Here is a 26,117-nt window from a genome sequence, read left to right as displayed (position 1 = left end):
CTGTGGCTGGGGCCGGGGTCGAACCGGCGACCTTCCGCTTTTCAGGCGGACGCTCGTACCAACTGAGCTACCCAGCCACGCGACCGTCCGAAGACGGTCACAGCGGTCCTGACGGGATTTGAACCCGCGGCCTCCACCTTGACAGGGTGGCGAGCACTCCAAACTGCTCCACAGGACCATGCTATGTGCGAGCACTAGTCTCGCACACGGTACAGCGTGCCCCCAACGGGATTCGAACCCGTGCTACCGCCTTGAAAGGGCGGCGTCCTGGGCCACTAGACGATGAGGGCTGATGGCCCACCTGGGCGCTTCGCAGCGCCTCGGGGACGTGAGAAGCATATGGGATGGGAGGACCGATCGCCAAAACGGTTTGCCGAGGGTCTCTCGCGAACGGTCCCGGGAGGCGTTCGTGCCGGACAATGGCGGGGTGCTGGAGATGACGCGCGAGGAGTTCGAGGAACTGGTCGCCGAGGGCCTGGACCGGATCCCGCCGGAGCTGACGCGGCTGATGGACAACGTCGCCGTGTTCGTCGAGGACGAGCCGCCGGCGGACGCCCCGGACCTGCTCGGGCTGTACGAGGGCACGCCGCTGACCGAGCGCGGCGAGTGGTACGCCGGAGTGCTGCCCGACCGGATCACGATCTACCGGGGGCCGACGCTGCGGATGTGCGGGAGCCGCGACGAGGTGGTGGCGGAGGTGGAGGTGACGGTCGTTCACGAGGTCGCCCACCACTTCGGGATCGACGACGCGAGGCTGCACGCGCTGGGCTACGGATGATCGATGGCTGACGGCCGACCGCCCGGCGTGTCCTGGGCGGGGCGGGGCCAGTTGGGCAGGAAGCCTGTCCCCTGCACCCGAAGGCGGTCTCTTCCATGCGCGCATTGTCGGCGCCCGCGTCAGCGCTCACCCGTATCGCGGCCGCGGCCGTGGCCACGCTGGCCCTGGGCGGGTGCATGAGCGTGAGCGACCCCGGGCACCCGGCACCCGGCGGGACGGGCAAGCAGCGCGAGACCGGGGCGCAGCCGGACGGCGGGATCGGGCTGCCGGGCGGCCGGCCCGGTCGTGCGGACGCGAAGGCGGGCCGGAGCGGGGCGAGCGGAAGCCCGGCGGCCAAGGGCGGGCGCGCGGGTTCCGCCTCGGCGGCGCCGTCGACCGCGCCGGGGGCCTCGCCGCCCGCCGCGCACTCCGGCAAGCAGGGGGCGCAGAAGCCTCCGGCCAACCCGGGCGGGGGCACGTCGCAGCCGCCGGGCAAGCCGTCGGCCCCGCCGCAGCCGCCCACGCAGCCCCCGAGCAGCCAGGCGCCGCCCTCGCCGCCGACCCAGCCGCCGTCGTCCTCCCCGCCGGCGCCCCAGCCGGGGCCGCAGGCCGGACCGTCGTAGGGCGGACCGCCGTAGGCCGGACTGTCGTAGGCTTCGCAGACGCGGGACGCCACAGGCCGTAGCGCCTCCTCGGCGGGCCGTCACCGGCCTCCCGGCGGCCCCTGTGGCGCAGGCCATTCGGACCGCGGCTTGCGCTGCACGCGGTTGGGTGCGTATGGTGGTAGATCGTTTGATCCCATTTGCCCGGCGCCTGACAGAAGCGCGCCGTGTGGCGCGTTCCTTACCTTGCCGTGGCTGACCGCATCGAGGCGGTCATTTGTGAAGCCGACACGGAGCTTGGGCGCGTGCCGAAACTCCGGAAGGTTTCGCATTTCGCATGTCCATTTCCACTGACACCACCACCATGCCCGAGGCCGACGAGATGATCGTCGAGGCTGCCGCCGAGGTCGTCGAGGCCGCCGCCGAGTCCGCCGAGGCCGCCGAGCCGCAGCTCACCTTCGGTGACCTGGGCCTGGACGAGGCCATCGTCCGCAAGCTCGCCCAGAACGGCGTGACCACCCCCTTCCCGATCCAGGCCGCGACCATCCCGGACGCCCTGGCCGGCAAGGACATCCTCGGCCGTGGCCGCACCGGCTCCGGCAAGACGCTCTCCTTCGGTCTGCCGCTGCTGTCCACGCTGGCCGGCGGTCACACCGAGAAGAAGCGCCCCCGCGGCCTGATCCTCACCCCGACCCGCGAGCTGGCGATGCAGGTCGCCGACGCCCTCCAGCCGTACGGTGACGTGCTCGGCCTGAAGATGAAGGTCGTCTGCGGCGGTACGTCCATGGGCAACCAGATCTACGCCCTGGAGCGCGGCGTCGACATCCTCGTCGCCACCCCGGGCCGTCTGCGCGACATCATCAACCGCGGTGCCGCCTCCCTCGACAAGGTCCAGGTCGCCGTCCTCGACGAGGCCGACCAGATGGCCGACATGGGCTTCCTGCCCGAGGTCACCGAGATCCTCGACCTGGTGCCGGCCGGCGGCCAGCGCCTGCTGTTCTCCGCGACGCTGGAGAACGAGATCGACACCCTCGTCAAGCGCTACCTGGTCAAGCCGGTCACGCACGAGGTCGACCCCTCCGCCGGCGCCGTGTCGACCATGACCCACCACGTCCTCGTCGTGAAGCCGAAGGACAAGGCCCCGGTCACGGCCGCCATCGCCGCCCGCAAGGGCCGCACGATCATCTTCGTCCGCACCCAGATGGGCGCCGACCGCGTCGCCGAGCAGCTGCTCGACTCCGGTGTCCGCGCGGACGCCCTGCACGGCGGCATGACCCAGGGCGCCCGTACCCGCGTCCTCGAGGACTTCAAGGCCGGCTACGTGAACTGCCTGGTCGCCACCGACGTCGCCGCCCGCGGCATCCACGTCGACGGCATCGACCTGGTCCTCAACGTCGACCCCGCCGGCGACCACAAGGACTACCTGCACCGCTCCGGCCGCACGGCCCGCGCCGGCCAGTCCGGCACGGTCGTCTCCCTGGCCCTGCCGCACCAGCGCAAGCAGATCTTCCGTCTGATGGAGGACGCGGGCGTGGACGCCTCGCGCCACATCGTCGGCGGTGCCGGCGCCTTCGACGAGGACGTCGCCAAGATCACCGGCGCTCGCTCCCTCACCGAGGTCCAGGCCGACTCCGCGGCCAACGCCGCCAAGCAGGCAGAGCGCGAGCTGGCCGACCTCAACCGCCAGGTCGAGCGCGCCCAGCGCCGCGCGACCGAGCTCCGCGAGGAGGCCGACCGCCTGCTGGCCCGCGCCGCCCGCGAGCGCGGCGAGGACCCGGAGGCCGCGGTGGCCGCCGCCGCCGAGGAGGCCGAGGCCGAGGCCGCCGCCGCCAAGGCGGAGGAGACCGCGCCCGCCGCCTCCATCCCGGCCCAGAGCGCCCCGGCCTACGAGCGCCGCGACGAGCGGGGCAACTTCGAGCGCCGTGGCGGCGATCGTGGCGGCTTCCGTCGCGATGACCGTCGTGACGACCGTCGCGATGACCGTGGTGGCGACCGTGGCGGCTTCCGTCGTGACGACCGCAGCGGTGGCGACCGTGGTGGCTTCCGTCGCGACGACCGTCCCTCCGGCGGCTTCCGTCGCGATGACCGTCGTGACGACCGTCGTGACGACCGTCGCGATGACCGTGGTGGCGACCGTGGCGGCTTCCGTCGTGACGACCGCAGCGGTGGCGACCGTGGTGGCTTCCGTCGCGACGACCGTCCCTCCGGCGGCTTCCGTCGTGACGACCGTGGCGGCGACCGCCGTGACGACCGTGGTGGCGACCGTGGCGGCTTCCGTCGTGACGACCGCAGCGGTGGCGACCGTGGTGGCTTCCGCCGCGACGACCGCCCCTCCGGCGGCTTCCGTCGTGACGACCGCCCGACCGGCGGCTACCGCTCCGGTGGCGGCGACCGTCCGTTCAACCGCGACCGCCGCGACGACAACCGCCCCGCCGGCGGCTTCCGCTCCGGTGGCGGCGACCGCCCGTACGGCCGTCGTGACGACCACCGTGGCGCGAACTCCTTCGACCGCCGCAGCGACAAGCCGCGCTGGAAGCGCAACGGCTGATCCGCACAGCTGAACTGAGGGCCCGTACGGCGCGTTCGTCGCCGTACGGGCCCTTCGCTGTGCGGGACCCGCCATAAGGACTCGGGCTCCGGCGGTCGGCCGGGCTATGCTGCGGTGTGCGGGCCGTTAGCTCAATTGGCAGAGCAGTGGACTTTTAATCCATTGGTTGTGGGTTCGAGTCCCACACGGCCTACCGCAGAGGCCCAGGTCGGATCCCTTCCGACCTGGGCCTCTTTGGCGTTCGCGGGCCCCTTGGCCGCCCGCCCCCGAACGGACGGCGAACGTCCGGACAACGGCAGGGGTGGGTGGCGGCCGTTCGCGGCGGCGCCACCCGCGCGGGTGGTCGCGGGGGGATTCCGGTCCGCTTTCGTGAGGGTTTGCCGGTGATGGGCCGGTGCGGGCCGCCCTAGGGTGACGGGCCCCGGACCGGAATTGCCGGAGGTATGTGCGCCATGAGGCATATGCGGCTGCTGCGCTCGAGGCCCGTGCGGGTGCTGTGGCTGTCGATGGCGTTGTCGGTCCTCGGCGACCGGCTCTACGGGCTGGCCGCGATGTGGGTGGTGTACGAGTCGACCGGCTCGTCCTCGCTGATGGGGCTGGTGGGCGTCGTCGAGTCGCTGCCCTACATCGTGCTCGGCGCGGCGGGCTCGGTGGTGGCGCGGTTCACCTGCTGGCGCTCGCTGGCCAGGGTCGACGCCGCCCGGGCGCTCGTCGCCGTGGCGGTGCCCGTGCTGTGGTCGCCGGACCTGCCCGGCTTCCTGGTCATGCTCGTCCTGGTGCTGCTGCTCGGCTCCCTCAGCGCCGTTTTCGAGCCGAATCTCGGCGCGTTGATCCCCCAGCTCGTGGACCCGGGCGAGGTGGAGCAGGCCAGTTGCCTGTTCGACCTGACCTCGCGGGTCGCGGCGGTCGTCGGCCAGGGGAGCGTCGGTGCGCTGCTCGTGCTCGTTCCGGAGATCCACCTGTTCGCGATCGACGGGTTCACCTTCGCCGTGTCGGCCGCAGCCCTCGGCTGGCTCGGCAGGCGCAGCGCGCTGGCTTCGGCCGGCTTGACGGCGGTGGCCGTGACCGAGGAGGGCGCGACCGGCGAGGGCAGGGCGGCCGGCATCGGGCGCGCGCCGGCCGTACGCGCCTGGGACCTGCTCCGCCGGCACCGGGGCGTGGGCGTGGCCATCACCGTGCACGGGGTGGCCCTGTTCACCGCCGCGGTCTCCACCGTCGGCCTGCCGCCGCTGCTCGTCACCCGCTTCGGCCAGGGAGCGGCCGGTTACGGGCTCACCCTCGCCGCCACGGCGGCCGGCGGCCTCGGCGGCAACCTGCTGACCGGGCACCTGTCGCCGCGCCGGCCCTGGCTGGCCACGTACTGCCTCGCCTGGACGGCGTCCGGGCTGGCCCTGGCCGGACTGGGCGTCGCCGACTCCATGACGGCGGTGATCGTGCTCTGCGTGACCTCCGGGCTGCTCTTCCCCGTGACGGCGGTGACGTTGCGCGCCCGCCTGTCTGGCTTCGGCACGGCCGAGCGGCTGCGGCTGCTCACGGTCGATCAGACCGCGATCCGTACGGCCGGTACGGCCGGCCTCCTGCTGCTGCCGTTCGCCGTGGACGCGGCTCCGGCGACCGCCTTCGTCGGCGCGGGCATGCTGCTGTCGGCGGCAGCCCTGCTGGGGTGGTGGCTCGGCGCGCGTGCCGGCTGAGCGTACGGACGGCATCGCGGGCGGCGGCCGGGCCCGCCACCGCCCGTACTACTCGCCCCCCGCCCGTACTAGATGACCTGGCCCGTCTTCGCCAGCACGATCTCGCGGACGCAGACGTTCTGCGGCTGCCGGTAGGCGTAGAGGATCGCCCGCGCGACGTCGTCCGCCGTCAGCCCGCCCTCGAGCGAGGCCTCCGCGGCCTGGTACGCCTCCCGCGTGCCGGCGTCCGTGATGTGCGAGCTGAGCTCGGTGGCGGCGTAGCCGGGGGCGATGACGGTGACGCGCACGCCGTGCGGGGCGGCCATCTCGCGGACTGCCTCCGAGGCGGCGTGGACGGCGAACTTCGTGGCGCAGTACACCGCGTTGGAGCCGAACGTCTTGCGGCCCGCGACCGAGCTGATGTTGATGATCGTGCCGCGGCCGCGTTCGGTCATGCCGGGCAGGACGGCGTGCACGCCGTTGAGGACGCCGCGCACGTTGACGTCGACCATCCGGTCCCATTCGGCGGGGTCCTGCGTGACGGGGTCGCCGGTGAGCATGACCCCGGCGTTGTTGACGAGGGCGTCCGCCGGCCCGTACGCGGCCTCCGCTTCCCGCACCGCCGCCTCGAGGGCCGCGCGGTCGGTGACGTCCACCCGGCGGCACATGGCCTTGGGCAGGCCCAGGGCCTCGAGGCGGTCCGCGCGCCGGGCCAGGAGCAGCAGGGGATGGCCGTCCTCGGCGAACCACCGGGCGCAGGCGGCCCCGAATCCGGAGCTGGCCCCGGTGATGACGACGAGTCCAAGGGTCATGACCGGCACGCTAGGTGCGGCCGGGGGCGCCCGCCCGTTGGCCGGGCGTTCGGGGGACGCGTCTGCGAGTGGCGTCAGCGGGCGGCCGGGCCGGTTCACCCCGCCGCCGCAGGCCCGGCGCCAGTTGGTGAAAACCCCGCCCCGGCGTCGTGTTCGCGCCGCTACGGTAAGTGCGCGGGGTGGGGTCCGGTGTGGCGAGGTCGGGAGGTCGGCAGGCATGGCGCAGACGCGAGCGGGCGGGGGCGAGGGCGAGAGCAGGGGCGGCTGCGGCGAGCCGGGCGGCCCCGGACGCGGTCCGCGGGGCGGCGCGTGTGAGCCGACGCCCGCCGAGCAGGTCGAGGAGCTGCTGAAACGGGCCCAGAACGGCTTCGAGATCGCCGAGCGGGTGCTGGAGCGGCTGGGCACGGCGCTCATGCACCAGGCGGAGCTGCGTTCGTACCGCCAGCGCAACGACGAGAGCCGCCCGCTGCGGTGCAACACCTACCGGCACATCTTCCTCCTGGCGGACGGCAGCAGCCTTCTGCTGTACGAGCTGGAGCACGACACCGGGCCGCAGGAGTGCTTCCTGTACGAGCTGTACGCCGACGAGAACGCCCTCGACGCCGCCGAGGCCCGTGTGCACGACCGGATCGGCGGCGGGGGCATCGGGCCGGGGAGCGAGGCCGAGGAGCTGCCGGCCTGGCTGGCGGAGGAGCTGCTGCTGGCCATGGGGCCGACGCGGCCGCGGAGGGAGTACGTCTCCGAGGCCTCGCCCGATCACGCCCGCAGGCTGCTGCGGCGCGCGGAGAACACGGACGGCCCCGGCGAGGTGGTCCGCGATCTGCTGCGGGGGGCGCTCGGCCACCACATCGCGCTGATCACCAAGCCCAGGCGCCGGGGAGCCGGGCGGGACACCACCTGGTGCCGGTTCTACGAGCACGCGTTCCTGCTGGAGGGCGGCGGCGAGGTCAGCCTCTGGGAGCTGGAGCACAACATGACGGCGGACGGCCGGCTCGTGTGTGAGGTCTATCTCGACGAGGCGGAGGCGGAGGTGGCCGCGGACCGGCACGCCCGGGCGCAGGGCGTGGAGTTATAGGGCCGGGCGGGGTGGTGGCCGGGGGCGCGGAGCGGCGTGATAGTCATGTACGTGCCATTGCTGCGGGGTCCTCGTGCTACGATTGTTCGAGTTGCAGTTGTGGTACCCATGAACTCGTGTGCGCCTCGGCCATGTAGCCGAAGGCGCATTTTTGTTTTCGCCGGTCTATTTCCGGTTTGGGGCCCATCCCATCACTAAGGAGATAAGACATGGCGACTGGCACCGTGAAGTGGTTCAACTCCGAAAAGGGCTTCGGCTTCATCGAGCAGGACGGCGGCGGCCCCGACGTCTTCGCCCACTACTCGAACATCGCCTCCAACGGCTTCCGTGAGCTCTTCGAGGGCCAGAAGGTTTCCTTCGACGTCACGCAGGGCCAGAAGGGCCTGCAGGCGGAGAACATCGTCAACATCTGACGATCACCCGCAGCGCCGTAGCGCGCCGCAGCGCGCCGACGCTTCCGATGGGGCCCGCACCAATGGGTGCGGGCCCCATCGTCGCGTCCGTCCGAACCAGGGGGTTAGGCACCCCATTGAGGGAAGGTCCCCCCGAATGACTCGCTCCGCCGCACGCCCCGCTCGTTCCGAGCGCCCCGACCGTTCCGAGCGCTCCTCGCGCCCCGACCGCTCCGAGCGCTCCCCGCGCACGTCCCGCCCCGCCCGCACGCGCGGCGGCGACGGTGGCGGACGCCAGTCCTCCGGCCGCGGCCGGGCCGCCGAGCCGCAGGGCGGCGAGTTCGAGACGCCGGTCAGCACGACCCCGGCCCTGCCGCCGGTCGACTCCTTCGCCGCACTCGACATGCCCGCCGGCCTGCTCGCCACCCTGACCCGCGAAGGCGTCACCGAGCCCTTCCCGATCCAGGCCGCGACCCTGCCGAACTCGCTGGCCGGCCGGGACGTCCTCGGCCGAGGCCGCACCGGCTCCGGCAAGACCCTGGCCTTCGGCCTCGCGCTGCTCGCCCGTACCGCCGGCCGGCGCGCCGAGCCGAAGTGCCCGCTGGCGCTCGTCCTCGTCCCCACCCGCGAGCTGGCGCAGCAGGTCACCGACTCGCTCAGCCCGTACGCGACCGCCGTCAACCTCCGGATGGCCACCGTCGTCGGCGGCATGTCCATCGGGCGCCAGGCCCAGACCCTCGCGCGCGGCGCGGAGGTGCTGGTCGCGACGCCCGGACGCCTCGCGGACCTCATCCAGCGCGGCGACTGCAAGCTCGGCGACGTGAAGATCACCGTCCTCGACGAGGCCGACCAGATGGCCGACATGGGCTTCCTGCCCCAGGTCACCCGGCTGCTCGACCAGGTCGACCCGCAGGGCCAGCGGATGCTGTTCAGCGCGACGCTGGACCGCAACGTCGACCGGCTCGTGCGCCGCTTCCTCACCGACCCGGTCACCCACTCCGTCGACGCGTCCGTGGGCGCGGTCGTCACGATGGACCACCACCTGTTCCACGTCACGGACCAGGACAAGAAGGACTCCGTCACCCGGGTCGCCGCCCGCGCGGGCCGCGTGATCATGTTCGTGGACACCAAGCGCGGCGCCGACCGCCTGGTGAAGAAGCTGCTGTCCGAGGGCGTACGGGCCGCCGCGCTGCACGGCGGCAAGAGCCAGCCGCAGCGCAACCGCGTCCTCGACCAGTTCCGCACCGAGCAGGTCACCGCGCTGATCGCGACGAACGTCGCCGCGCGCGGCATCCACATCGACGGCCTCGACCTCGTCGTGAACATCGACCCGCCGACCGACCACAAGGACTACCTGCACCGCGGCGGCCGCACCGCCCGCGCGGGCGAGTCCGGCACGGTCGTCACGTTCGTGCTGCCCGAGCAGCGGCGCGAGATGAGCCGCATGATGACCACGGCGAAGATCACCCCGAACGTCATCAAGACCTACCCGACCGACCCGGAGCTCGCCCGCATCACCGGCGCCCGCGAGCCCAGCGGCGTCGCGGTGGTCATCGCGCCGCCGGTCGCCGCCCAGCCGCAGGCCTCCGCCAAGTCGTCCCGCTCGCGCGGTTCCGGCTCCGGCTCGGGCGTCTCCGGCGGCTCGCGCGGCAGCCGTGGCGGCCGCGGCCGCACGCGCACCGAGGGCGGCGGCTCCGGCAACACCTCCGGCGGCGGCTTCCGCGGCTTCGGCGGCGGCAACAGCGACGGCGGTTCCCGGCGCTCCGGCGGCACCCGCCCCGGCAACGCGGTCGGCCGCTCGCGCCGCAGCGGCGGCGGCGCCGGAGGCGGCCGCAGCTCCCGCTGACGCCGGGGGGCTCCCGGTGTCTGTCACCTGTCACTGAGGACTCTCGCTGACGCCGGCGGGTCGTGCTGACGCCGGCGGGTCTTGCTGACACCGGCGGCTCTCGCTGACACCGACGGGGCGTGGCGCTTTCACGGCGCCGCGCCCCGTCGGCGTTCCCCCGATCGGCGCACCCCGCTCGCCGTAGCGCCCGGCACCCGCGAGGGTGGACCGGAATGCGATCGGTCAGTCGGTGAGTGGGTCAGGAGAGCGCACGGTGCGAAAGCGGTGGCGGCGGGAAGGCACCGAACCGGACCGGCACTCCGGGCGGGGGCGCCCGGCCCCCCGGGCGCGCCGGCTGCCGCTCGTGGTCATCGTCGCCGGCATCCTCTTCGACGTTCTCACGCCCCCCAAGTACTCCTCGGCCCCCTTCTTCGCCTCGGCCCCGCTCATCGCGGCGTCCCTCCTGTCCCCGCGCGGCACTCTGCTCATCGCGCTCACGGCCCTGGCCGCCATGGTGGGGCTCACCATCGGCCGCCAGGCGCCCGAGACGGGCGAATCCGTCACCGAGGTCGTGACCGTGCTGACCGTCGGCGCCCTCGCCCTCGGCATCAACCGCGTCGTCCACAGCGGCGACCGCAAGCTCGCCTCCGTACGCGGCATCGCCGAGGCCGCGCAGCGCGCCGTGCTCCCCGCGCCCCCGGCCCGGATCGCCGGCCTGCGCGTCGCCGCCCGCTATGTGGCGGCCCAGGCCGACGCCCGCATCGGGGGCGATCTGTACGCCGTGCAGGACACGCCGCACGGCGTCCGCGTCATCGTCGGGGACGTACGGGGCAAGGGACTCGGTGCGGTGGAGGCGGTCGCGGTGGTGATCGGCGCGTTCCGGGAGGCGGCGGAGCAGGAGCGCACGCTCGAGGGGCTTGCAGCGCGGCTGGAGCGCGCGTTGCAAAGAGAAGGCGCGCGCCGGGCAAACATCGATCAGACGGAGGGTTTCACCACCGCCGTGCTCGCCGAGGTCCCGCACGGCACCGGCGCGCTGCGGCTCGTCAACCGAGGCCATCCCCCTCCGCTTCTCGTCTACCCCGACGGCATGGTCGGCGAGGCCCGTCCCGCCGTGCCCGCGCTGCCGCTCGGCATGGGGGAACTGGGCGTGTGGCCGGACCGGGTGGAGGAGTGGGAGTTCCCCGTGGGCGCGACCCTGCTGCTGTTCACCGACGGGGTGAGCGAGGCGCGGGACGAGGGCGGCGCGTTCTACGACCCCCGGGGCCGCCTGACCGGCAGGCAGTTCAAGAACCCCGACTCGCTCCTCGACACCCTCGTCGCGGACGTCGCCCGGCACGTCGGCGGCCGGACCGACGACGACATGGCCCTGCTCGCCATCCGGCGCGGCGACGGCCGCCACCGCCCCGCCACGGTCACGCACGCGATCGGCCCGGGCACGGCGCGTACGATCCGCGTCCAGCCGGATAACGGCTGACGAACGGTCACGTCCGACACATCGTGAACTCGCCTCAAGAGGCGGGCGGATTCACGCTTTCGGCTTGGTTTCCGGCCGCCATGTCTATTAACGTTCGATAACGCAGCGCGGACGTTGCAACCGCCGCAAGAGGCGGCACCGCGCCCTTCGCCGAATCCCATGGATGGAACCGGGGAACCATCAACCTTTGGGGTGAATCGGGCCGTCGAACCGGCCCGTAGGAGACCTTCCTGCTCCGAACCCGTCAGCTAACCCGGTAGGCGAGTCGGAAGGAAAGGAGTGCGCCCCGTGGCGTCCAACAGGCCTGATCCGGACGGAAGTTCGCACGACGGGTACGGCACGTACGAAGCATCTGGCACGTACGACACCTCTGGCACGTACGGCACGTACGGCACCTACGAAGCGGCCGGCACGTCTGCCGCGCATGAGACGTACGACGGGTACGGCGGCTACGACGGATACGACGGGTACGAGGGCGGTGCGACCGAAGCGCATCCTGCGGCCCTCGCCGGTGCCGAGGAGCCCGCGAGCGAGTGGAACCCCTCCGAGGATTCGCCGGTGCCCCCGGCCCGCGGCAGACACCGCGTGGTCAAGCAGCGTGGCGGCACGATGGCCCGCAGTGGCGCGGTGCTGGGCGTGGGCATGATCGCGGCGGTGGGCGCGGGCGGCATGGCGAGCGCCCAGGACCGGCCGGCGGCGCCGATATCCGTGCCGGAGCTGGCCCAGAAGATCCCGGGCGTCGGCTCACTGATCACCGAAGACGGTAAGGCCCAGGGCGAGACGCCCGGGGACGAGACGACCGGGAATGTGACGACCGCGGCGGCCGGCGAGTCGGCCGGGGCCGCCCGGCACGCCGAGGCCGCGCCGCAGTCCACGCCGCAGTCCGCGCAGAGCGTCGCCGACGCCGGCGAGGTGCTGCGGGCCCGCATCCTCCAGCAGGCCGAGCGCCAGCAGGGCCTGGCCGACGACGCGGCGCGCGAGAGCGAGGAGCACGAGGCGGCCGAGTCGACGCGGAAGGTGGCCGCGGAGAAGGTAGAGAAGGCGGAGAACGCGGAGAAGGCGGAGGCGTACGAGGCGCGCGCGGCCGGCGAGGCCGACGAGGCGGAGCAGGCCGGGAAGGCCGAGAAGGCGGCTCAGGCGGCACAGGCGGTGCGGCCGGGGACGGCGAAGGCCGGGCCGGAGGCCGTCGGCGCGGCGGCCGGGGGTCAGGAGAGTGCCCGGCGGGCCGCCAGGGGCACCACCCGCACCACGCCTGTCCGCTCGTACGTCCTGCCCCTCGGCTCGTACACCCTCACCGCCGGTTTCGGTCAGGCGGGCAACATGTGGTCCTCGAACCACACCGGCGAGGACTTCGCCGCCCCGACCGGTACGCCGGTGAAGGCGGTCGGCGGCGGCACGGTCACCCAGGCCGGGTGGGCGGGCGCGTACGGCTACCGGATCGTGCTGACCCTCGATGACGGCACCCAGGTCTGGTACTGCCACCTGTCGTCGATGGTCGTGACGTCGGGCAAGGTCGGCCCCGGCACGATCATCGGGCGGGTGGGCGCGACCGGCAACGTGACCGGCCCGCATCTGCATCTCGAGGTACGGCCGGGTGGCGGTTCGCCGATAGACCCGCTGTCGTGGCTGCGGGGCAGGGGCCTGCGACCGTAGGGCGCCGTCGGGTGCGGCCGCAGAGGTGCGGCTGTACAAGGGCCCAGGGGGCCGGGGCGCGTACCGCCGGTGCACGCCCCGTAGGCGGCCGTGTGGGGTTCGCAGTCGCGGCCGTCTGCAACCGTAGCGGGGCACCCGGGTTATAGACGCTGAATATCCCATTTGATGGGAATGTTCTGCTGCCGATCGGGAAATCAGAGCATGTGACGACGACCGCGACAACGATCACCACGTCGGTGCCTGCCCGCCTGGACCGCCTTCCCTGGTCCCGGTGGCACTGGACTGTGGTGATCGGTCTCGGCACGGTCTGGATCCTGGACGGCCTGGAGGTGACGGTCGTCGGGAACATCGCCGGCCGGCTCTCCGAGCAGGGCAGCGGTCTGCCGATCACCTCGGGCGGGGTGACCGGCCTGGCCGCGGCCCTCTATGTGGCGGGCGCGTGTTCCGGCGCGCTCTTCTTCGGCCGGCTGACGGATCTCTTCGGCCGCAAAAGACTCTTCATGGTCACGCTCGCCGTCTATCTGGGCGCGACGGCACTCACCGCGCTCTCGTACTCGTCCTGGTGGTTCTTCGCCTTCCGCTTCATGACGGGCTTCGGCATCGGCGGCGAGTACGCGGCCATCAACTCCGCCATCGACGAACTGATCCCCGCCGTCTACCGGGGCCGGGTCGACCTGATCATCAACGGCAGCTTCTGGCTCGGCGCCATCGCGGGCTCGTTGCTGTCGATCCTCATGCTCGACACGAGCATCTTCCCCAAGGGCCTGGGCTGGCGGCTGACCTTCGCGCTGGGCGTCGTCCTGGGGCTGGTGATCCTGCTCGTACGGCGCCATGTGCCGGAAAGTCCGCGCTGGCTGTTCATTCACGGCCGCGCCAAGGAAGCCGAACAACTGGTCACGGCGATCGAGAAGCGCGTCGAGAAGGAGAAGGGCACCAAGCTGCCGCCACCCAAGGGCAGCATCACCATCCAGCAGCGCGAGAGCTTCGGCTTCCGGGACATCGCGCGCACGGTCTTCTCCGACTACCGGCGCCGGGCCGCCCTGGGACTCGCCCTCTTCGTCGGGCAGGCATTCCTCTACAACGCCATCACCTTCGGTTTCGGCGCCATCCTCACCCGCTTCTTCGGCGTCTCGACCTCCCGCACCGGCTACTTCTTCGCCGTCATAGCGGTGGGCAACTTCCTCGGCCCGCTCCTCCTCGGCAAGCTCTTCGACACCGTCGGCCGGCGCATCATGATCTCCTCGACCTATCTGCTGGCCGGGGTCCTGCTCTTCGGCACGGCCTGGCTCTTCGGCGCGGGCCGGCTCAACGCCGTCACGCTCACCGCCTGCTGGGCCGTCGTCCTCTTCTTCGCCTCGGCGGGCGCGAGCAGCGCGTATCTGACGGTCTCCGAGATCTTCCCGATGGAGACCCGGGCCATGGCCATCGCCTTCTTCTACGCGGTGGGCACGGCGGCGGGCGGCATCAGCGGCCCCCTGCTCTTCTCCGCCCTGACGCAGAGCGGAGTCGTCGGCGACACCGTCCTGGCCTTCAGCATCGGCGCGACGCTGATGTGCGTGGGCGGAGTGGTGGCTGCCTTCCTGGCCGTACGCGCCGAGGGCCGCTCCCTCGAGGACATCGCGGCACCCCTTTCCGTCCACCCTCCGGAGCCCCTGCCGGCGCCCGCACCTGCGGAATAACTACCTGCGCAGGGGAGTTGACGCATCGCATGGCTGACACTCATCGCACGATCGGCAGTCTTTCCGTCCACCCCCTGGCCCTCGGCGGCAACGTCTTCGGCTGGACCGCCGACGAAAAGCAGTCCTTCGCCGTCCTCGACGCATACGCGGAGGCCGGCGGCAATTTCCTCGACACGGCCGACGTCTATTCGGCCTGGGTGCCCGGGAACCAGGGCGGTGAATCCGAGACCGTCATCGGCGACTGGATGGCCGCCCGCGGCAACCGCGACGCCGTCGTCGTGGCCACCAAGGTCGGCCACGGCGTCCCGGAGCACCGGGGCCTGAAGCCGGCCGTGATCAAGGCGGACGTCGAGGCCTCCCTGCGCCGCCTGCGCACGGACCGCATCGACCTCTACTACACCCACGTCGACGACGAGTCGGTGCCGGTCGAGGACATCATCACGACCCTGGACGCCCTGGTGAAGGAGGGCAAGGTCCGCGAGATCGCCGCCTCCAACATCACGGCCGAGCGCCTGCGGGCCTCCCTCGCCTTCTCGGAAGCCTCCGGCCTGGCCAAGTACGTGGCGATCCAGCCCCACTACAACCTGGTCTCCCGCGACACCTACGAGGGCGACCTGGCGGCCGCGGCCGCCGAGCACGGCCTGGCCGCGGTCCCGTACTTCGCCCTCGCCTCGGGCTTCCTCACCGGCAAGTACCGCCCCGGCGCGACGGTGGACAGCGCCCGGGCGTCCGGCGCCGGCAAGCACCTGGAGTCGGAGCGCGGCGTACGGGTCCTGGCCGCCCTGGACGAGGTGGCGGCCGCCCGCGGCGCCGAGGTCGCCACGGTCGCCCTGGCCTGGCTCGCCGCCCAGCCGACGGTGGCCACCCCCCTGGCCAGCGCCCGCACGGTGGACCAGCTCCCGGCCCTGCTGGCGGTCGCGGACCTGAAGCTGACCGACACCGAGCTGACCAAGCTCACAGCGGCCTCGGCGTAAGGCACGGGAGCGGCGCTGCTCAGGCGCGCCGCTCCACGGCCCACGACGCGAGCGCGACGGCCCCGGCCACCCCGAACACGGACGGCCAGGCCCCCACCTTCTTCGCCAGCGGGTGCGACCCGGCGAAGGCAGCGACGTAAAGCCCGGTCAGCCCGGCGGCAGCACCGTTCCCGGCCGACTCCTTCCACTGCCGGGCAGCCACCGCCCCGGCGGCGGCCAGCACCACCCCACCCAGCGGCCGCTTCTTGCTCCACCGCGCCACGCCATACCCACCGACGAGCCCGGCGGCAGCAATCACGGACCCAGGAACCTTCGCCATTGCCGCCACAGCCGCAACCTCCACATCAAGAGACGATCTCTCGAGGCTAACGCGGCGACCTCGAGCCACGCGTGCGGGTGCGGGCCAGGCCGCGCAGCCGCGAGACGAGGACGTGCACGTCACCGCCGACGAGGACGGGCGCCGGTTCGGCGTGCGGCGGATCACCGTGACAGGCGCGGCAGAGTCCGCCGGGAAGCGCTTCGCGCCGGCCGGGGGTGCCGCAGCCGCTGCATTCCATGACACGGCGGGACGGGTCGGTTGAGGGGAAGCCGGTACGGTGACGGGCGCAGGCTCGGGCGCGGCTTCTGTGGCCATCTCCGAGAAACCGATCCCATCAGGCGTCGTCGCGCGCGGTCCGGGAGAAGTACGTACGGGAGACCTACTCCTAAGAGGGCAGCTCGAATCCCGCCCCCGAATCCCAGGCTCCGGCTCCACCAGCCAGTACAGGGAAGTGGCATGGGCTGCTCTCTGGTGTACAGGGATGCACGCCTTGAACGCAGCCTGGCGCCGGCCGGCCAGGATTACGGCGACGTTCGTGAAGCGGCAGTGCCAGAGTCGGGAGCGGACTCACCTAACGTGAGCTGAAAGTCCACGCCCCGCCTCTTGTACTTCAAGTGACCACCCAGACGCCCAGTCCGGATGCCAGCGTCGCGGGGTCTACGAAACTTCGCCCACGTGCCGAATTCCACGGCGGTGGCCGCCCCAGCCGCGCCCAGGATGGCGGGCGGGTAGGCATCCGTCGAGAAGATGACGGCGAAGGCGAGAGCGAGGTTGAAGCCCAGGACGGCCAGGAATGCAACCAGGTCGCTGCTGAGACGGGACTCCTGACGCGGTGCCGTGGTGCGACGCCGGGCGGTGCGGCCATTCAACGGGTCGGTATTGATGACTACTCCCTGGCTTAGCTGAACGGTAGATGTGGATGGCGGGCAGCGTGACGCAGCTACGCTCTCGCGCGTGACGCAGAGCGGAGCAGGGCACCGACGTCGTCATGGCGATGCTCGTTGTTGAACGTGGTCGCGAGGTAGAGAACAGCATTGATGTCCCGTTGTCCGGCGCTGCTCAGCATGGTCTCGGCTGCATCATCGAGCCCTGCGGCCCGACAATCCGAGATGGCACCAGGTACCTCTTCCACAGGCAGCGCCCATCCCGCGTTCCGAAGAATGGTGACCGCGTCGAGAGTGCGACCGCGGTCCAGGTGTACTGCCACCTCCTGGAGTCCCGGCCAGCTCATTTCGGTCAAGCGTTCGCTGTTGTTTTCGTGTGGCCGGTCCCCCTGCCGACTGGGGACCGGCGCAACTGCCGAGGCCGTCGAAGCTTCCAGATCTGTTGTCGCCGCGGATGCGCCGACATGGGCCGTGGCCTGCCGCGCGCGACGGATGGCAGCTCGCTGGTGCGACCTGCCGTTGCGCACACGCGTCAGGCGCCTCCTGACGGGAGGCGTAGCAACGGCGCGCGGCTGACGCTCCTTCTTCGAGGTATGAGGGACGGCTATGGGCGACCGCGGCGCCAACCTCTCCTCTTCTTTCCAGAGCTCCTCGAACAGTAAGACGAGCTTGTCCCAGGTGACCGGGAGCGCAGCATGCTGTGCGCTCTGTGCTGCCAAGTCGTAGATCCGCTTGATCACATCGATGTCACCACGGGAGACCTTGCGGGCGTTGAGACACTCGTTCACCGTGGTCTTGTTGCTCTGGACTGCAGTGGCGATCCCTCGCTGGGAGAGATCCAGACAGCTACGGATCCCGCGCATGGCTTCAGCGAACTCCCGCCGGGCGGCAGGCATGTCCGACGGGAGGTCCTCCAGCGACTTGTTCGGCGGCAACTCGACTCCTGTGGCCAGTTATACGTGACAGATCTAGATCGAGTCTGGCCCCTGATCGGGTAGTTGTGAAGCTGATCTAGAGCATTTCCCGTCCTCCGCTGTCCCCTTTTCTGTCAGATCTGACGGAGGGACACCTGAGCGTCGATGGTTCTTGTCCCTATTGCAGGAAGGGACAAGAAGGGACAGGGGTGGGGTTGGAAGAAGGCGGGCAGGCAGGTTCGAATGGGATGTGCCGCAAGGTGCACTCACCTCCATACCGCTGGTAGGAGGGGCGATAAGCCGCGAGGTGTACAAGGCGGGCATTTCTTCCAACTAGGCGGAGGTGGGGGCGTAATGGATATGCCGTCCTGGCAGGACCAGAAGCTCGGAACGATGAAGCGGGCGGCGCTGTGGCTCGTTGCTGAGGTGGGTGAGGGCAACGTTTTCACTAAGAGTCAGTTGCGTGACGCGTTCCCGGATACGTCTCAGATCGATCGAAGGATGCGGGATCTCCGGGACTTCGGCTGGCAAATTGCGACAAACCGTGAAGACCCTGAACTGGAGGCACACGAGCAGAGGTTTGTCCTCCAAGGCATCCCGGTGTGGGAGCCCGGCAAGAGCACAAGACCGAGCACTGCGATCTCGGCTACCCAGCGTCGGGAGATCATTTCTCGCGACGGCTACATCTGCAGGTCCTGCGGAATCTCAACCGGAGAGAGCTACGAGGGCTCACACGAGCTGGTGCAGCTTGATATCGCGCGGCGCGAGGTACTCCAGCCGGACGGCAGCACCGCGGTTGAGTTGGTGACGGAGTGCAAGCGCTGCCGGGTGGGAGGGCGGGGCCTCGTAGCAGATCTGCCGGCGGTGATAGAGGGCGTGCAGGACCTGGGAGCCTACGAGAAGAAGCTCCTTGCCGGCTGGATAGCTGCTGACCGGCGCGAGCTGAGCGCCCTTGAACAGCTGTGGGCCCACTATCGATCCCTGCCGGGTGCCTCCAGGGATAAAGTCCGCAAGGTACTTGAATCTAACGAGGGTTGATCTGGAGCGTTGCTGCAGACGGTGGGGCCGTGGATGGAGGGCCCCACCGGTCGGCACGCCAGACCAGCATGACCCTGTAGGAGAGGGCTGTGAGTAAAGACTTCGGCAGGCCGCCGCTGGCGGCAGAGAACAAGGAGCTCATCGAGCAGCGCTTGCACGAGGTCGCCCAGCAAGCCGGCGCCCGGGAGACCCAGACGATCGAGTGGCGTGGGACGCCAACCCACTTCGAAGTGATCGACATGCCGGTCGACGCGCTGTACTACAACCCGGGTACTCACCGCATCCGTGCTCAGCGCAGCCACGACCCCGAGCGTGACCGGAAACTGGACGCTAACCCGTGGGGCCCGGACGGTCAGTCTTACCTCCATCACCTGCTCAAGGCTCTGCCGGCTGACCCGTCGAAGCCTGACCCCGAGTTCGACGTGCTCATGGAGAGCCTGCGTGAATTCAAGCAAAACGAACCGGGCTTGATTACCCGCGATGGTGTGCTGGTCAATGGAAATACTCGACGAGCGGCTCTGAAGGAGCTGGGCGTTGCCAGTATGCGGGTGGCCGTACTGCCCGAATCTTGCACCTGGCAGGATATCAACACCGTTGAGTTGTCGTTGCAGCTCCGCAAGGAGCATCGTCGCGACTACTCGTACATTAACCGGCTCTTGGCTGTTGAAGAGCAGTTCGCGGCCGGCCGGTCACTGTCCGACATTGCGCGCGAGTTCCGTATCCGGAAGGCGACTTGCGAACAGGATCTCTGGGTCCTTGCCTGCCTGCATGATCTGATCGAGCGAAGCCGGGACGGTGAGGCTCAGCTTCGGCTGATGGATTTTGAGCAACACCAGGAGAAACTGCGAGAGTTGCACCGTCGATACGTCAAGGATGCTGCTGCCAACAAGGAAAAGGCAGACTTGATGAAAGAGACACGACTGGCCGCAATCGTTCTCGGGTTCTCTAAGACGGATGTGCGCCTCATCGAGCCCGAATTCCGGGAGCGGTACCTGGATCAGCGCCTTCCGGGCGAATTTAAGTCTGCGCCGACGGCCGTAGCGGCCGTGGCGATTCCCGGCCTAGGCCGGTCGGTCAGGGCCGACGACGCTAAAGTATTCGCTGCGAGGTCCTTCACCGACTCCGTGCTTAAGGCAAAGGCCGCCGAGGGCGCAGTGGATATCGTCTCCACCGAGCGGTATACAGCAGCGACCCGGATGCGCAAGGCGGCTTGGGAGGCTGTAGACGATGCTTTGGTGCCTGCCGGCAAGGACGCGCGTGTCCGGAAACGCAAGCAGGCGGCGCCAGACCGGCTTACAGATGCATGTCAGGCGATTGATCAGTGCGTAACGGACCTGGTCATGGCCCGCGCGTCACGCAGTCTTGATGAGGAGGCCTACGACGAGGCAGTCCTGAAGCTGCGAGAAAGCCTGAGCAAGCTGGCGACGGAGTCTGCGCGCAGCATCCCCGCCCCCGGCGACGGGGTGGCATGGCTGATTGATGTATTCCAGCAGAAGGGCTGAGACCGGTGGTCGGCACAGAGCCATCCTTGAGAATTGGCTTCGACGTAACCCGCACAAGAGCGGTTCTGCGTACGGTCCCACAGCACCAGAATGATCTCGTCCAGCTGGCTGCCCGCTTCCCTGCGGGTGGCCAGCGCGGGCCCCTGTCCCTGGAGGTCGACCTTGACGACCTCCTCGTCGGGATCAGTGCGCTGGGGTCCTGGCCCTCCCCGGGCGATGTTCAGTGGGATGAAGACCTGGCAGGGCTCGTTGGGAGTGTGCTCGACGACGCCGAGACAGCTGAGCGCAGCCTTCAGGGGCAGGAACCTGGTGCTGCAACGGTGGGTCCGGAAGACGTCGGTTCGCTTCTTGGAGCGGGTTGGCGGGCCGACCTCACCACCTTTCAGAAGCGGGACATAGCGCGCCTTCTCTCCTTGAGGCACGGGGCCAACTTCAGCGTTCCTGGGGCAGGTAAAACCCGCGTAGGCCTCGCAGTGTTCGCGGCTTTGCGCGAGCGCGGCGAGGTCCGGCGTCTGCTCGTTGTAAGTCCTAAGTCTGCTTACGAGTCATGGCAATTTGAGAGCCAAGCATGCTTCAAGCAGCCCTTGACAGCCAGCGTCATGGGTAAGTCTCCGGACCCCGGGGCAGAGGTGCTGATTGTGAACTATGAGCGTCTCGACCGGTCGCTTGCTTCCCTGGCTTCCTGGGTCCGCGCAGCACCCACCATGATCATCCTTGATGAAGCACACCGGATGAAGCTGGGGGCTCGCGGTACGTATGGGAGTGCTTGTATGGCACTGGGGCCGCTGGCCCTGCGCCGCTTGATCCTCACCGGCACTCCAGCGCCCAATGGTGCGCGTGACCTAGAGAACCTGCTTTCCTTCGTATGGCCTGGCCACGGACGCCGTGTTGTGACGAGCGCTGTGGGCGGCGGGGACCTTGCTTACGCCAGCACTGTGCTGCGGCCTCTGTTCACCCGGACTACCAAGCAGGAACTGGAACTTCCTGCCTTCGAGACCCGGATCCGATTTGTGGATATGCCGGTCCTGCATCGCGAGATTTACGACGCCATGGTTGGTAGGTTCTCTGCCCGGGCAGAAGCCTCCCGGGATGACTTCGATGCACTTGGGAAAGCTCTGTTGCGCCTCCTCATGGCGGCTACCAGCCCAGCGCTTTTGGTCGAGGGGAGCAGCCGGTACGAACCACTCTCTTATCGCGTACCGCCGCTTGATGTTCCCCAGAGTGATCCGCTGTACGAATTGATGCGGAACCTTCCGGATTATGAAATGTCTCCGAAATACAAGGAAGCACTCACTATCGTTGCGGAGAACGCTGCACGGGGTCGGAAGACGCTTGTATGGACGACGTTCGTCCGCAGTTTGGCGACCCTGGAAAGGCTGCTCGCCAAGTACCAACCGGCGGTCGTTCATGGTGGGACCGTAGACCGGGAGGAGCAGATTCGACGCTTTAGGGAAGATCCCGCCTGCTCTGTACTGCTGTCCAATCCTGCCACGCTGGGCGAGGGCATCAGTCTTCATCAGATTTGTCACGACGCGGTCTATGTGGACCGGGATTTCATGGCGGGCCGGTTTCTGCAAAGCCTAGACCGTATCCACCGGCTGGGCCTTGCCCCGGACACGGAGACAAGGGTGACGGTTCTCGCTGCTCGCGGAACCATTGATGAGGTCGTCGCGCTGAGGTTGGAGGAGAAGCTGGAGTTCATGGGGCGCATCCTCGATGACCCGTCCGTGCAGCAGCTTGCAGACCTTCAAGAGGAGCCATCTGTAGCCGGAGGCATGGATATGGCGGATGTTCGGGCGCTTCTTGGGCACCTTGATGGCGTCGCTGCCCGGTGACGGCGTACTGCGTGCGGCGGTGCGCTGGCTGGTGCACCTTCGCGCGGAGGAGGTGTCCCGGCTGCGGGCGTTGTTCACACATCACCGGCGGTACAGCGATCTGACACCCGCGCACTATGCCGACGCACTGGTATGGCTGCGGCAGGTCGGACTGCTGAGAGGCGACGACCGGTTGGCGACACTGCCTTCGGACGGCTGGGCAGACGACGATCGAGGGCTGCTGGCTTCTCTCCTGGAGGCCGCGCTCCCCGAGTGGCTGGTCTTGGGGGATTGGCCGTTGAGCGGGCCGGAGGGGTTGCCCAAGGAAGCCCGGCGGATGGCTGGGGTCCTCAATATGAGCGACCACGATGTCGGAGCTGCGCTTCTCGCCGTTCGCTGCAAGGTCGACACCTCCCTGCGGGAGCGAGTCGGGGAGGCGGGCGAGCAGGCGTTGCTGTTGCTCCTGCGCCAGGCCCTGGAGGCCGAGGTGCGGCATGTGGCTGCAGAGTCAGACAGCTACGGCTACGACATCGAGGTATCTGGTGAACGGCAGCGTCCCGTTCACATAGAAGTGAAGACGACCACAGATCCCTCACGGCTGGTTGTCTACCTGTCCAGGCACGAGTACGAGACGCTGAGCCGGGATGACGGGTGGGCGATGGTCGCGGTGCTGCTCGGACCGTATGGCGAGGTGGCAGCAACCGCCACCGTTGACCCCGAGTGGCTGGCGCAGGCCTGCCCCCATGACAGCCATCACTCAGCGCGTTGGGAATCGGTCCGGCTATTCGTTCCTCACGAAGCGCTGAGTGCGGGGATAGCCAGCGTCCGTACCTGGGTCAAGAGGCCGTGGGCCGCTGAGGTTCTGATGCCGGAAGGGTGGGGAGCATGCCGGCCCTGGGGCGTTGGAGTCCCGGTCAACCGGCCGCCAGATGAAATGTGTGTTCGATAAGGTGGCTGAGTCGACGGCCTACGCCCGCGGAGCGCAGTCCTTTCCTTCTCTTGGACCACCGGTGCTAGAGGGAAGTGGGACACTTCCTGGCTCAGGCAGCTGCGAGGCGTTGTTGCGTTGATGCAGCGACCCACGCGACTTCTGCGACACTGATACGTCTGCTTTGAGCCAAACCAGGAGGGGCGATGAGCTCCAGCGGTACTCCGCTGACCTCGATCGAGATCTGTGCCGGCGCTGGCGGGCAGGCGGTGGGCCTGCATGACGCCGGGTTCCGGCACCTGGCTCTTCTGGAGATTGACAAGCACGCCTGCCAGACGTTGCGGGACAACGTTGCTCAGCACCCCGACTGGACTGGCTGCCAGGTCGTGGAAGGTGATGTCAACGACGTTGACCCCTTCGAGCATGAGCAGCTCGTCGGCTTCGGGCTCAAGCCCGGAGAGCTGGATCTCTTGGCTGGTGGTGTTCCGTGCCCGCCATTCTCGGTCGCGGGTCGGCAGCTCGGCGAAGAGGATGAGCGGGACCTCTTTCCCAGGATGCTTCAGCTTGCGGAGCAGCTTCGCCCCAAGGCTATCATGATTGAGAATGTCCGCGGAATTCTCGACGGAAAATTCACTCCTTATCGCGACCGTATTGTGGCGGAGCTTGTGGAGCTTGAATATGAGTTCTGTGGCTGGGAACTGATTGAAGCACGTTCGTATGGAGTTCCACAGCTTCGTCCGCGGGCAATTCTCGTCATGATTGACAAGAAGTACATGCAGGACACAAAGTTCGAGTGGCCTACTGGCGACGAGAAAATTGTCACCGTTGCAGAAGCCCTCAAGGAAACTATGTGGGAGCGGTGCGAGCCGCACGGCGTGAAGGGCAAGGCCATCTTCGACAAGTGGCTTGATACGGCGACGCGTCGTGCCAGCGAGGCTCCTACGCTGGTCGGCGGCTCGAAGAAGCACGGAGGGGCTGACCTGGGCCCCAGCCGGGCCAAGGCCGCATGGGCTGCTCTGGGCGTGGACGGCTGGGGCGTTGCCAACGACCTTGAAAAGTGCATTCCCGAACGCGATCTCTTCCGGGAAAACGGCCCTATGCTCACCGTAGAGCAGGCCGCAATCATTCAGGGCTTCCCGCGGCACTGGAAGTTCTCTGGCGGAAAGACCGCGCGCTACCGCCAGGTTGGCAATGCCTTCCCGCCGCCGGTTGCTGAAGCCGTGGGCAGGGCAATTGCTGCAGTGCTGCGTCCGGAAGACCAGACCGGTGCCGAACTGGTTGGGACGGCCCTAGTCCCCGGTGCTCGGGGGGAAGCCGAGCTCAGCGCGACGGTTTCGGACCGTGCTGACAATCTTGAGGCTGCAAGCGTCTGAGGATTCGTGCTCCCAAAAGCGGAGCACGAGCCAGCCTTCGGCGATGAGCCTTTCATCTGTGTCCCGGTCGCGCGCCATGTTGCGCGCGACCTTCTCGGACCAGTAACCCGCGTTGATTCGGGGCGCTAGGTAGTGCTCCGGGCACCCGTGCCAGTAGCAGCCGTCGATGAAGACGGCGACCTTCACCGGGCGGAAGACCAGGTCCGCGGTCCGGCGCAGGTCGGGGATGGGCCGTGCGTGCACGCGGTAGCGGAGGCCCTGGGCGTGGACGAGCCGGCGGATCAGCTGCTCGGGCTTCGTATCCCGGCTGCGGATGGCCTGCATGTTGCGGCGGCGGGCTGCTGAGGAGGCCCAGGAGCCTTCGGGGGGCGTCCACTCGGTGTCTTCGGGCACGGTTCAGAGGGTAGTGCCGGTCAGGAGTGAGACGGTCCGATTAACAGCAGCCACTGCCGTTCCTAGAGCTGCCGCCCCGGGGCCTGGGGCCAGGCTGGTGTCGGGGGCATGGCCGGGGGCGTTCCCCAGGCCTGTCCCGGTGCGGGCATCGGCATCGGCATCGCGAACGGCCTCGGCACCCCCGCCGTGGCCTGGGTCAGGGCGGGCTGGGCCACCGTCTTGCGCTGCCACAGGTGGTGCAGGAGCTCCTGCTCCCGGGCGGTGAAGTTGGGGTCGGGGGTGCCGCGGTGGGCGCGGTGGCGGAGGAAGGCCAGGGAGGTGGCGAAGGAGATGTACTCGGCGACCGTGCGGGCCGCGGCCGGGCCGCCCGTGCGGCGGGCCACGTCGCGGGCGATGCCGCGGGCGCGCATGGAGGAGAGGGCGAGGGGCTCGGGCGGGGTGAGCCAGCCGGCGGCCTGGTAGGCGGGGAGGTGGGCCTGGACGATGCGGAGCTCGTTCTGGCGGGACCAGATGGTCAGCCAGGTCAGGAGGCCGAAGACCGGGACCATGAAGAGGGCGTAGACGGCGAGGAAGCCGAGGCCGCCCAGGCTGGCCGAGCCGTTCCACAGGCCGTGCAGGAGCATGGCCGTCAGGAGGGCGGCGACGGGCACGAGCACGCGCAGGACGCGGCGCTGGGGCGCCAGGGTCGCCGCCAGGCCGAAGCCCAGGCCGGTCATCGCGGTGAAGAGCGGGTGCGCGAAGGGCGACATCAGCACGCGGATGAAGAACGTGGCCGCCGTCGTCGAGTGCAGGCCCGTGTAGCCGAAGCTCTGGTCGGACGCGAAGGCGTTGCCGAGGTAGAGGATGTTCTCCGTGAAGGCGAAGCCGGTCGCCGTGACGCCGGCGACCACCACGCCGTCGACGATGCCGTTGAAGTCCCGCCTCCGGAAGAGGTAGAGCAGGAGGACGGCCGCGGCCTTGCCGCTCTCCTCGACCACCGGCGCCACGAACGTGGCGCCCACGCTCGAGGCGTCGCCGCGCTCGGAGAAGTCGATCGTGGTGACGAGCCACTTCGTGGCTATGCCGTTGGCCAGCAGCGCCACGAGCGTGGCCGCACAGGCGCCCCAGGCGAAGGCGAAGATCAGGTTCCGCCAGGGCTTCGGGTCGACCCGGTCCACCCAGCGGAGCGCGGCTATCAGCAGCGGTACGGGCAGTACGGCCAGGCCCAGCCCGACCAGGAAGCCCTCGGTGCCGGTCTGCTCGCGCACGAGCGCGAGGATGATCAGGCCGCAGAGGGCGAGCAGCAGGAACAGTCCGCCGACGCGTACTGCCTTGTGGTCCCAGAGCGTGTCCCACAGCGCGCGGCGCGGCTTGTAGTGGGACGACGCAGGGGGAGGCGGGGGCTGCTGGAGGGGCGCGGTGGCGGACTCATGCACGCGTTGACCCTAACCAAGCCCCGCCCGGTGCCGTGACCGTTTTCCGGCCCGGACGGAGCCGGGCGGCCGACGGACT

The 26,117-nt window shown here is 69.6% G+C and carries 21 protein-coding genes, 4 tRNA genes and 1 riboswitch; of the genes, 17 read left to right on the top strand and 8 right to left on the bottom strand.

Features of this window, described 5'->3' with window-relative positions:
• Positions 1–3 precede the first annotated feature (3 nt).
• The 3 genes from IE295_RS11640 to IE295_RS11630 form a co-directional block, all read right to left on the bottom strand.
• Positions 4–77, bottom strand: a tRNA-Phe gene (locus tag IE295_RS11640).
• Positions 78–103: 26 nt separating this feature from the next.
• Positions 104–178: transfer RNA gene (locus IE295_RS11635), tRNA-Asp, on the bottom strand.
• Between the two features lie 39 nt (positions 179–217).
• Positions 218–290, bottom strand: a tRNA-Glu gene (locus tag IE295_RS11630).
• Positions 291–427: 137 nt separating this feature from the next.
• Between IE295_RS11630 and IE295_RS11625 the strand changes: the two genes are divergently transcribed.
• The 5 genes from IE295_RS11625 (at position 428) to IE295_RS11605 (ending at position 5,598) form a co-directional block, all read left to right on the top strand.
• A complete protein-coding gene (locus tag IE295_RS11625) occupies positions 428–778 on the top strand; it encodes a metallopeptidase family protein (protein WP_190063927.1) in 351 nt (116 codons plus the stop codon).
• A 95-nt stretch (positions 779–873) separates the two neighbouring features.
• Positions 874–1,380, top strand: coding sequence for a hypothetical protein (locus IE295_RS11620; protein ID WP_190063521.1), 507 nt, complete (start codon positions 874–876; stop codon positions 1,378–1,380).
• Positions 1,381–1,696: 316 nt separating this feature from the next.
• Positions 1,697–3,907, top strand: coding sequence for a DEAD/DEAH box helicase (locus IE295_RS11615; RefSeq protein ID WP_190063520.1), 2,211 nt, complete (start codon positions 1,697–1,699; stop codon positions 3,905–3,907).
• Between the two features lie 120 nt (positions 3,908–4,027).
• Positions 4,028–4,100, top strand: a tRNA-Lys gene (locus tag IE295_RS11610).
• Positions 4,101–4,359: 259 nt separating this feature from the next.
• Positions 4,360–5,598, top strand: a complete 1,239-nt coding sequence (locus tag IE295_RS11605) for an MFS transporter (protein WP_190063519.1) — start codon at positions 4,360–4,362, stop codon at positions 5,596–5,598.
• A gap of 68 nt (positions 5,599–5,666) precedes the next feature.
• On the opposite strand, the gene IE295_RS11600 is transcribed toward IE295_RS11605, so the two are convergent.
• The gene (locus IE295_RS11600) at positions 5,667–6,389 is read right to left on the bottom strand and encodes an SDR family oxidoreductase (RefSeq protein ID WP_190063518.1); all 723 of its coding nucleotides are present in this window, start codon (positions 6,387–6,389) and stop codon (positions 5,667–5,669) included.
• Positions 6,390–6,606: 217 nt separating this feature from the next.
• Here IE295_RS11600 and IE295_RS11595 point away from each other — a divergent pair, with 217 nt between their 5' ends.
• The 7 genes from IE295_RS11595 to IE295_RS11565 all read left to right on the top strand — a co-directional run bounded on the left by IE295_RS11595 (position 6,607) and on the right by IE295_RS11565 (position 15,461).
• Positions 6,607–7,464, top strand: a complete 858-nt coding sequence (locus tag IE295_RS11595) for a DUF6227 family protein (protein ID WP_224323602.1) — start codon at positions 6,607–6,609, stop codon at positions 7,462–7,464.
• 209 nt (positions 7,465–7,673) lie between these two features.
• Positions 7,674–7,877 carry a cold-shock protein gene (locus tag IE295_RS11590; RefSeq protein WP_086571010.1) on the top strand — a complete coding sequence of 68 codons (204 nt, stop codon included), beginning with the start codon at positions 7,674–7,676 and terminating at the stop codon, positions 7,875–7,877.
• Between the two features lie 136 nt (positions 7,878–8,013).
• On the top strand, positions 8,014–9,702 hold the full coding sequence (locus tag IE295_RS11585; RefSeq protein ID WP_190063517.1) for a DEAD/DEAH box helicase: 1,689 nt from the start codon (positions 8,014–8,016) through the stop codon (positions 9,700–9,702).
• A 253-nt stretch (positions 9,703–9,955) separates the two neighbouring features.
• The gene (locus IE295_RS11580) at positions 9,956–11,155 is read left to right on the top strand and encodes a PP2C family protein-serine/threonine phosphatase (protein WP_190063516.1); all 1,200 of its coding nucleotides are present in this window, start codon (positions 9,956–9,958) and stop codon (positions 11,153–11,155) included.
• Between the two features lie 138 nt (positions 11,156–11,293).
• A riboswitch (cyclic di-AMP (ydaO/yuaA leader) is annotated at positions 11,294–11,433 on the top strand.
• 10 nt (positions 11,434–11,443) lie between these two features.
• Positions 11,444–12,808, top strand: coding sequence for a M23 family metallopeptidase (locus tag IE295_RS11575; protein ID WP_308013211.1), 1,365 nt, complete (start codon positions 11,444–11,446; stop codon positions 12,806–12,808).
• Between the two features lie 203 nt (positions 12,809–13,011).
• Positions 13,012–14,487, top strand: a complete 1,476-nt coding sequence (locus tag IE295_RS11570) for an MFS transporter (protein WP_308013212.1) — start codon at positions 13,012–13,014, stop codon at positions 14,485–14,487.
• A 29-nt stretch (positions 14,488–14,516) separates the two neighbouring features.
• Entirely contained in the window at positions 14,517–15,461 is a 945-nt protein-coding gene (locus tag IE295_RS11565; RefSeq protein WP_190063515.1) for an aldo/keto reductase, read from the top strand.
• Between the two features lie 19 nt (positions 15,462–15,480).
• On the opposite strand, the gene IE295_RS11560 is transcribed toward IE295_RS11565, so the two are convergent.
• Positions 15,481–15,780 carry a hypothetical protein gene (locus tag IE295_RS11560; protein ID WP_190063514.1) on the bottom strand — a complete coding sequence of 100 codons (300 nt, stop codon included), beginning with the start codon at positions 15,778–15,780 and terminating at the stop codon, positions 15,481–15,483.
• A gap of 940 nt (positions 15,781–16,720) precedes the next feature.
• On the bottom strand, positions 16,721–17,599 hold the full coding sequence (locus IE295_RS11555; RefSeq protein WP_190063513.1) for a hypothetical protein: 879 nt from the start codon (positions 17,597–17,599) through the stop codon (positions 16,721–16,723).
• A 333-nt stretch (positions 17,600–17,932) separates the two neighbouring features.
• Here IE295_RS11555 and IE295_RS11550 point away from each other — a divergent pair, with 333 nt between their 5' ends.
• The 5 genes from IE295_RS11550 to IE295_RS11530 all read left to right on the top strand — a co-directional run bounded on the left by IE295_RS11550 (position 17,933) and on the right by IE295_RS11530 (position 24,233).
• A complete protein-coding gene (locus IE295_RS11550; protein WP_190063512.1) occupies positions 17,933–18,616 on the top strand; it encodes a KpnI family restriction enzyme N-terminal domain-containing protein in 684 nt (227 codons plus the stop codon).
• 89 nt (positions 18,617–18,705) lie between these two features.
• Complete coding sequence (locus IE295_RS11545) at positions 18,706–20,118, top strand: ParB N-terminal domain-containing protein (protein WP_190063511.1); 1,413 nt, start codon at positions 18,706–18,708, stop codon at positions 20,116–20,118.
• A gap of 5 nt (positions 20,119–20,123) precedes the next feature.
• The gene (locus tag IE295_RS11540; protein ID WP_190063510.1) at positions 20,124–21,953 is read left to right on the top strand and encodes a DEAD/DEAH box helicase; all 1,830 of its coding nucleotides are present in this window, start codon (positions 20,124–20,126) and stop codon (positions 21,951–21,953) included.
• On the top strand, positions 21,907–22,881 hold the full coding sequence (locus IE295_RS11535) for a protein NO VEIN domain-containing protein (RefSeq protein ID WP_190063509.1): 975 nt from the start codon (positions 21,907–21,909) through the stop codon (positions 22,879–22,881). Before IE295_RS11540 ends, IE295_RS11535 begins: the two co-directional genes overlap by 47 nt.
• Before the next feature lie 185 nt (positions 22,882–23,066).
• Entirely contained in the window at positions 23,067–24,233 is a 1,167-nt protein-coding gene (locus IE295_RS11530; protein WP_190063508.1) for a DNA cytosine methyltransferase, read from the top strand.
• On the opposite strand, the gene IE295_RS11525 is transcribed toward IE295_RS11530, so the two are convergent.
• Both IE295_RS11525 and IE295_RS11520 read right to left on the bottom strand, forming a co-directional pair.
• Positions 24,150–24,626, bottom strand: coding sequence for a very short patch repair endonuclease (locus IE295_RS11525; protein ID WP_190063507.1), 477 nt, complete (start codon positions 24,624–24,626; stop codon positions 24,150–24,152). The two genes, IE295_RS11530 and IE295_RS11525, sit on opposite strands and share 84 nt — an antisense overlap.
• Positions 24,627–24,688: 62 nt before the next feature.
• A complete protein-coding gene (locus IE295_RS11520; protein WP_190063506.1) occupies positions 24,689–26,041 on the bottom strand; it encodes a PrsW family intramembrane metalloprotease in 1,353 nt (450 codons plus the stop codon).
• Between the last annotated feature and the right edge of the window lie 76 nt (positions 26,042–26,117).

It is taken from the genome of Streptomyces griseocarneus (assembly GCF_014655595.1).
GTDB classification, from domain to species: domain Bacteria; phylum Actinomycetota; class Actinomycetes; order Streptomycetales; family Streptomycetaceae; genus Streptomyces; species Streptomyces griseocarneus.
This window is presented reverse-complemented; position numbering and strand designations above follow the sequence as displayed.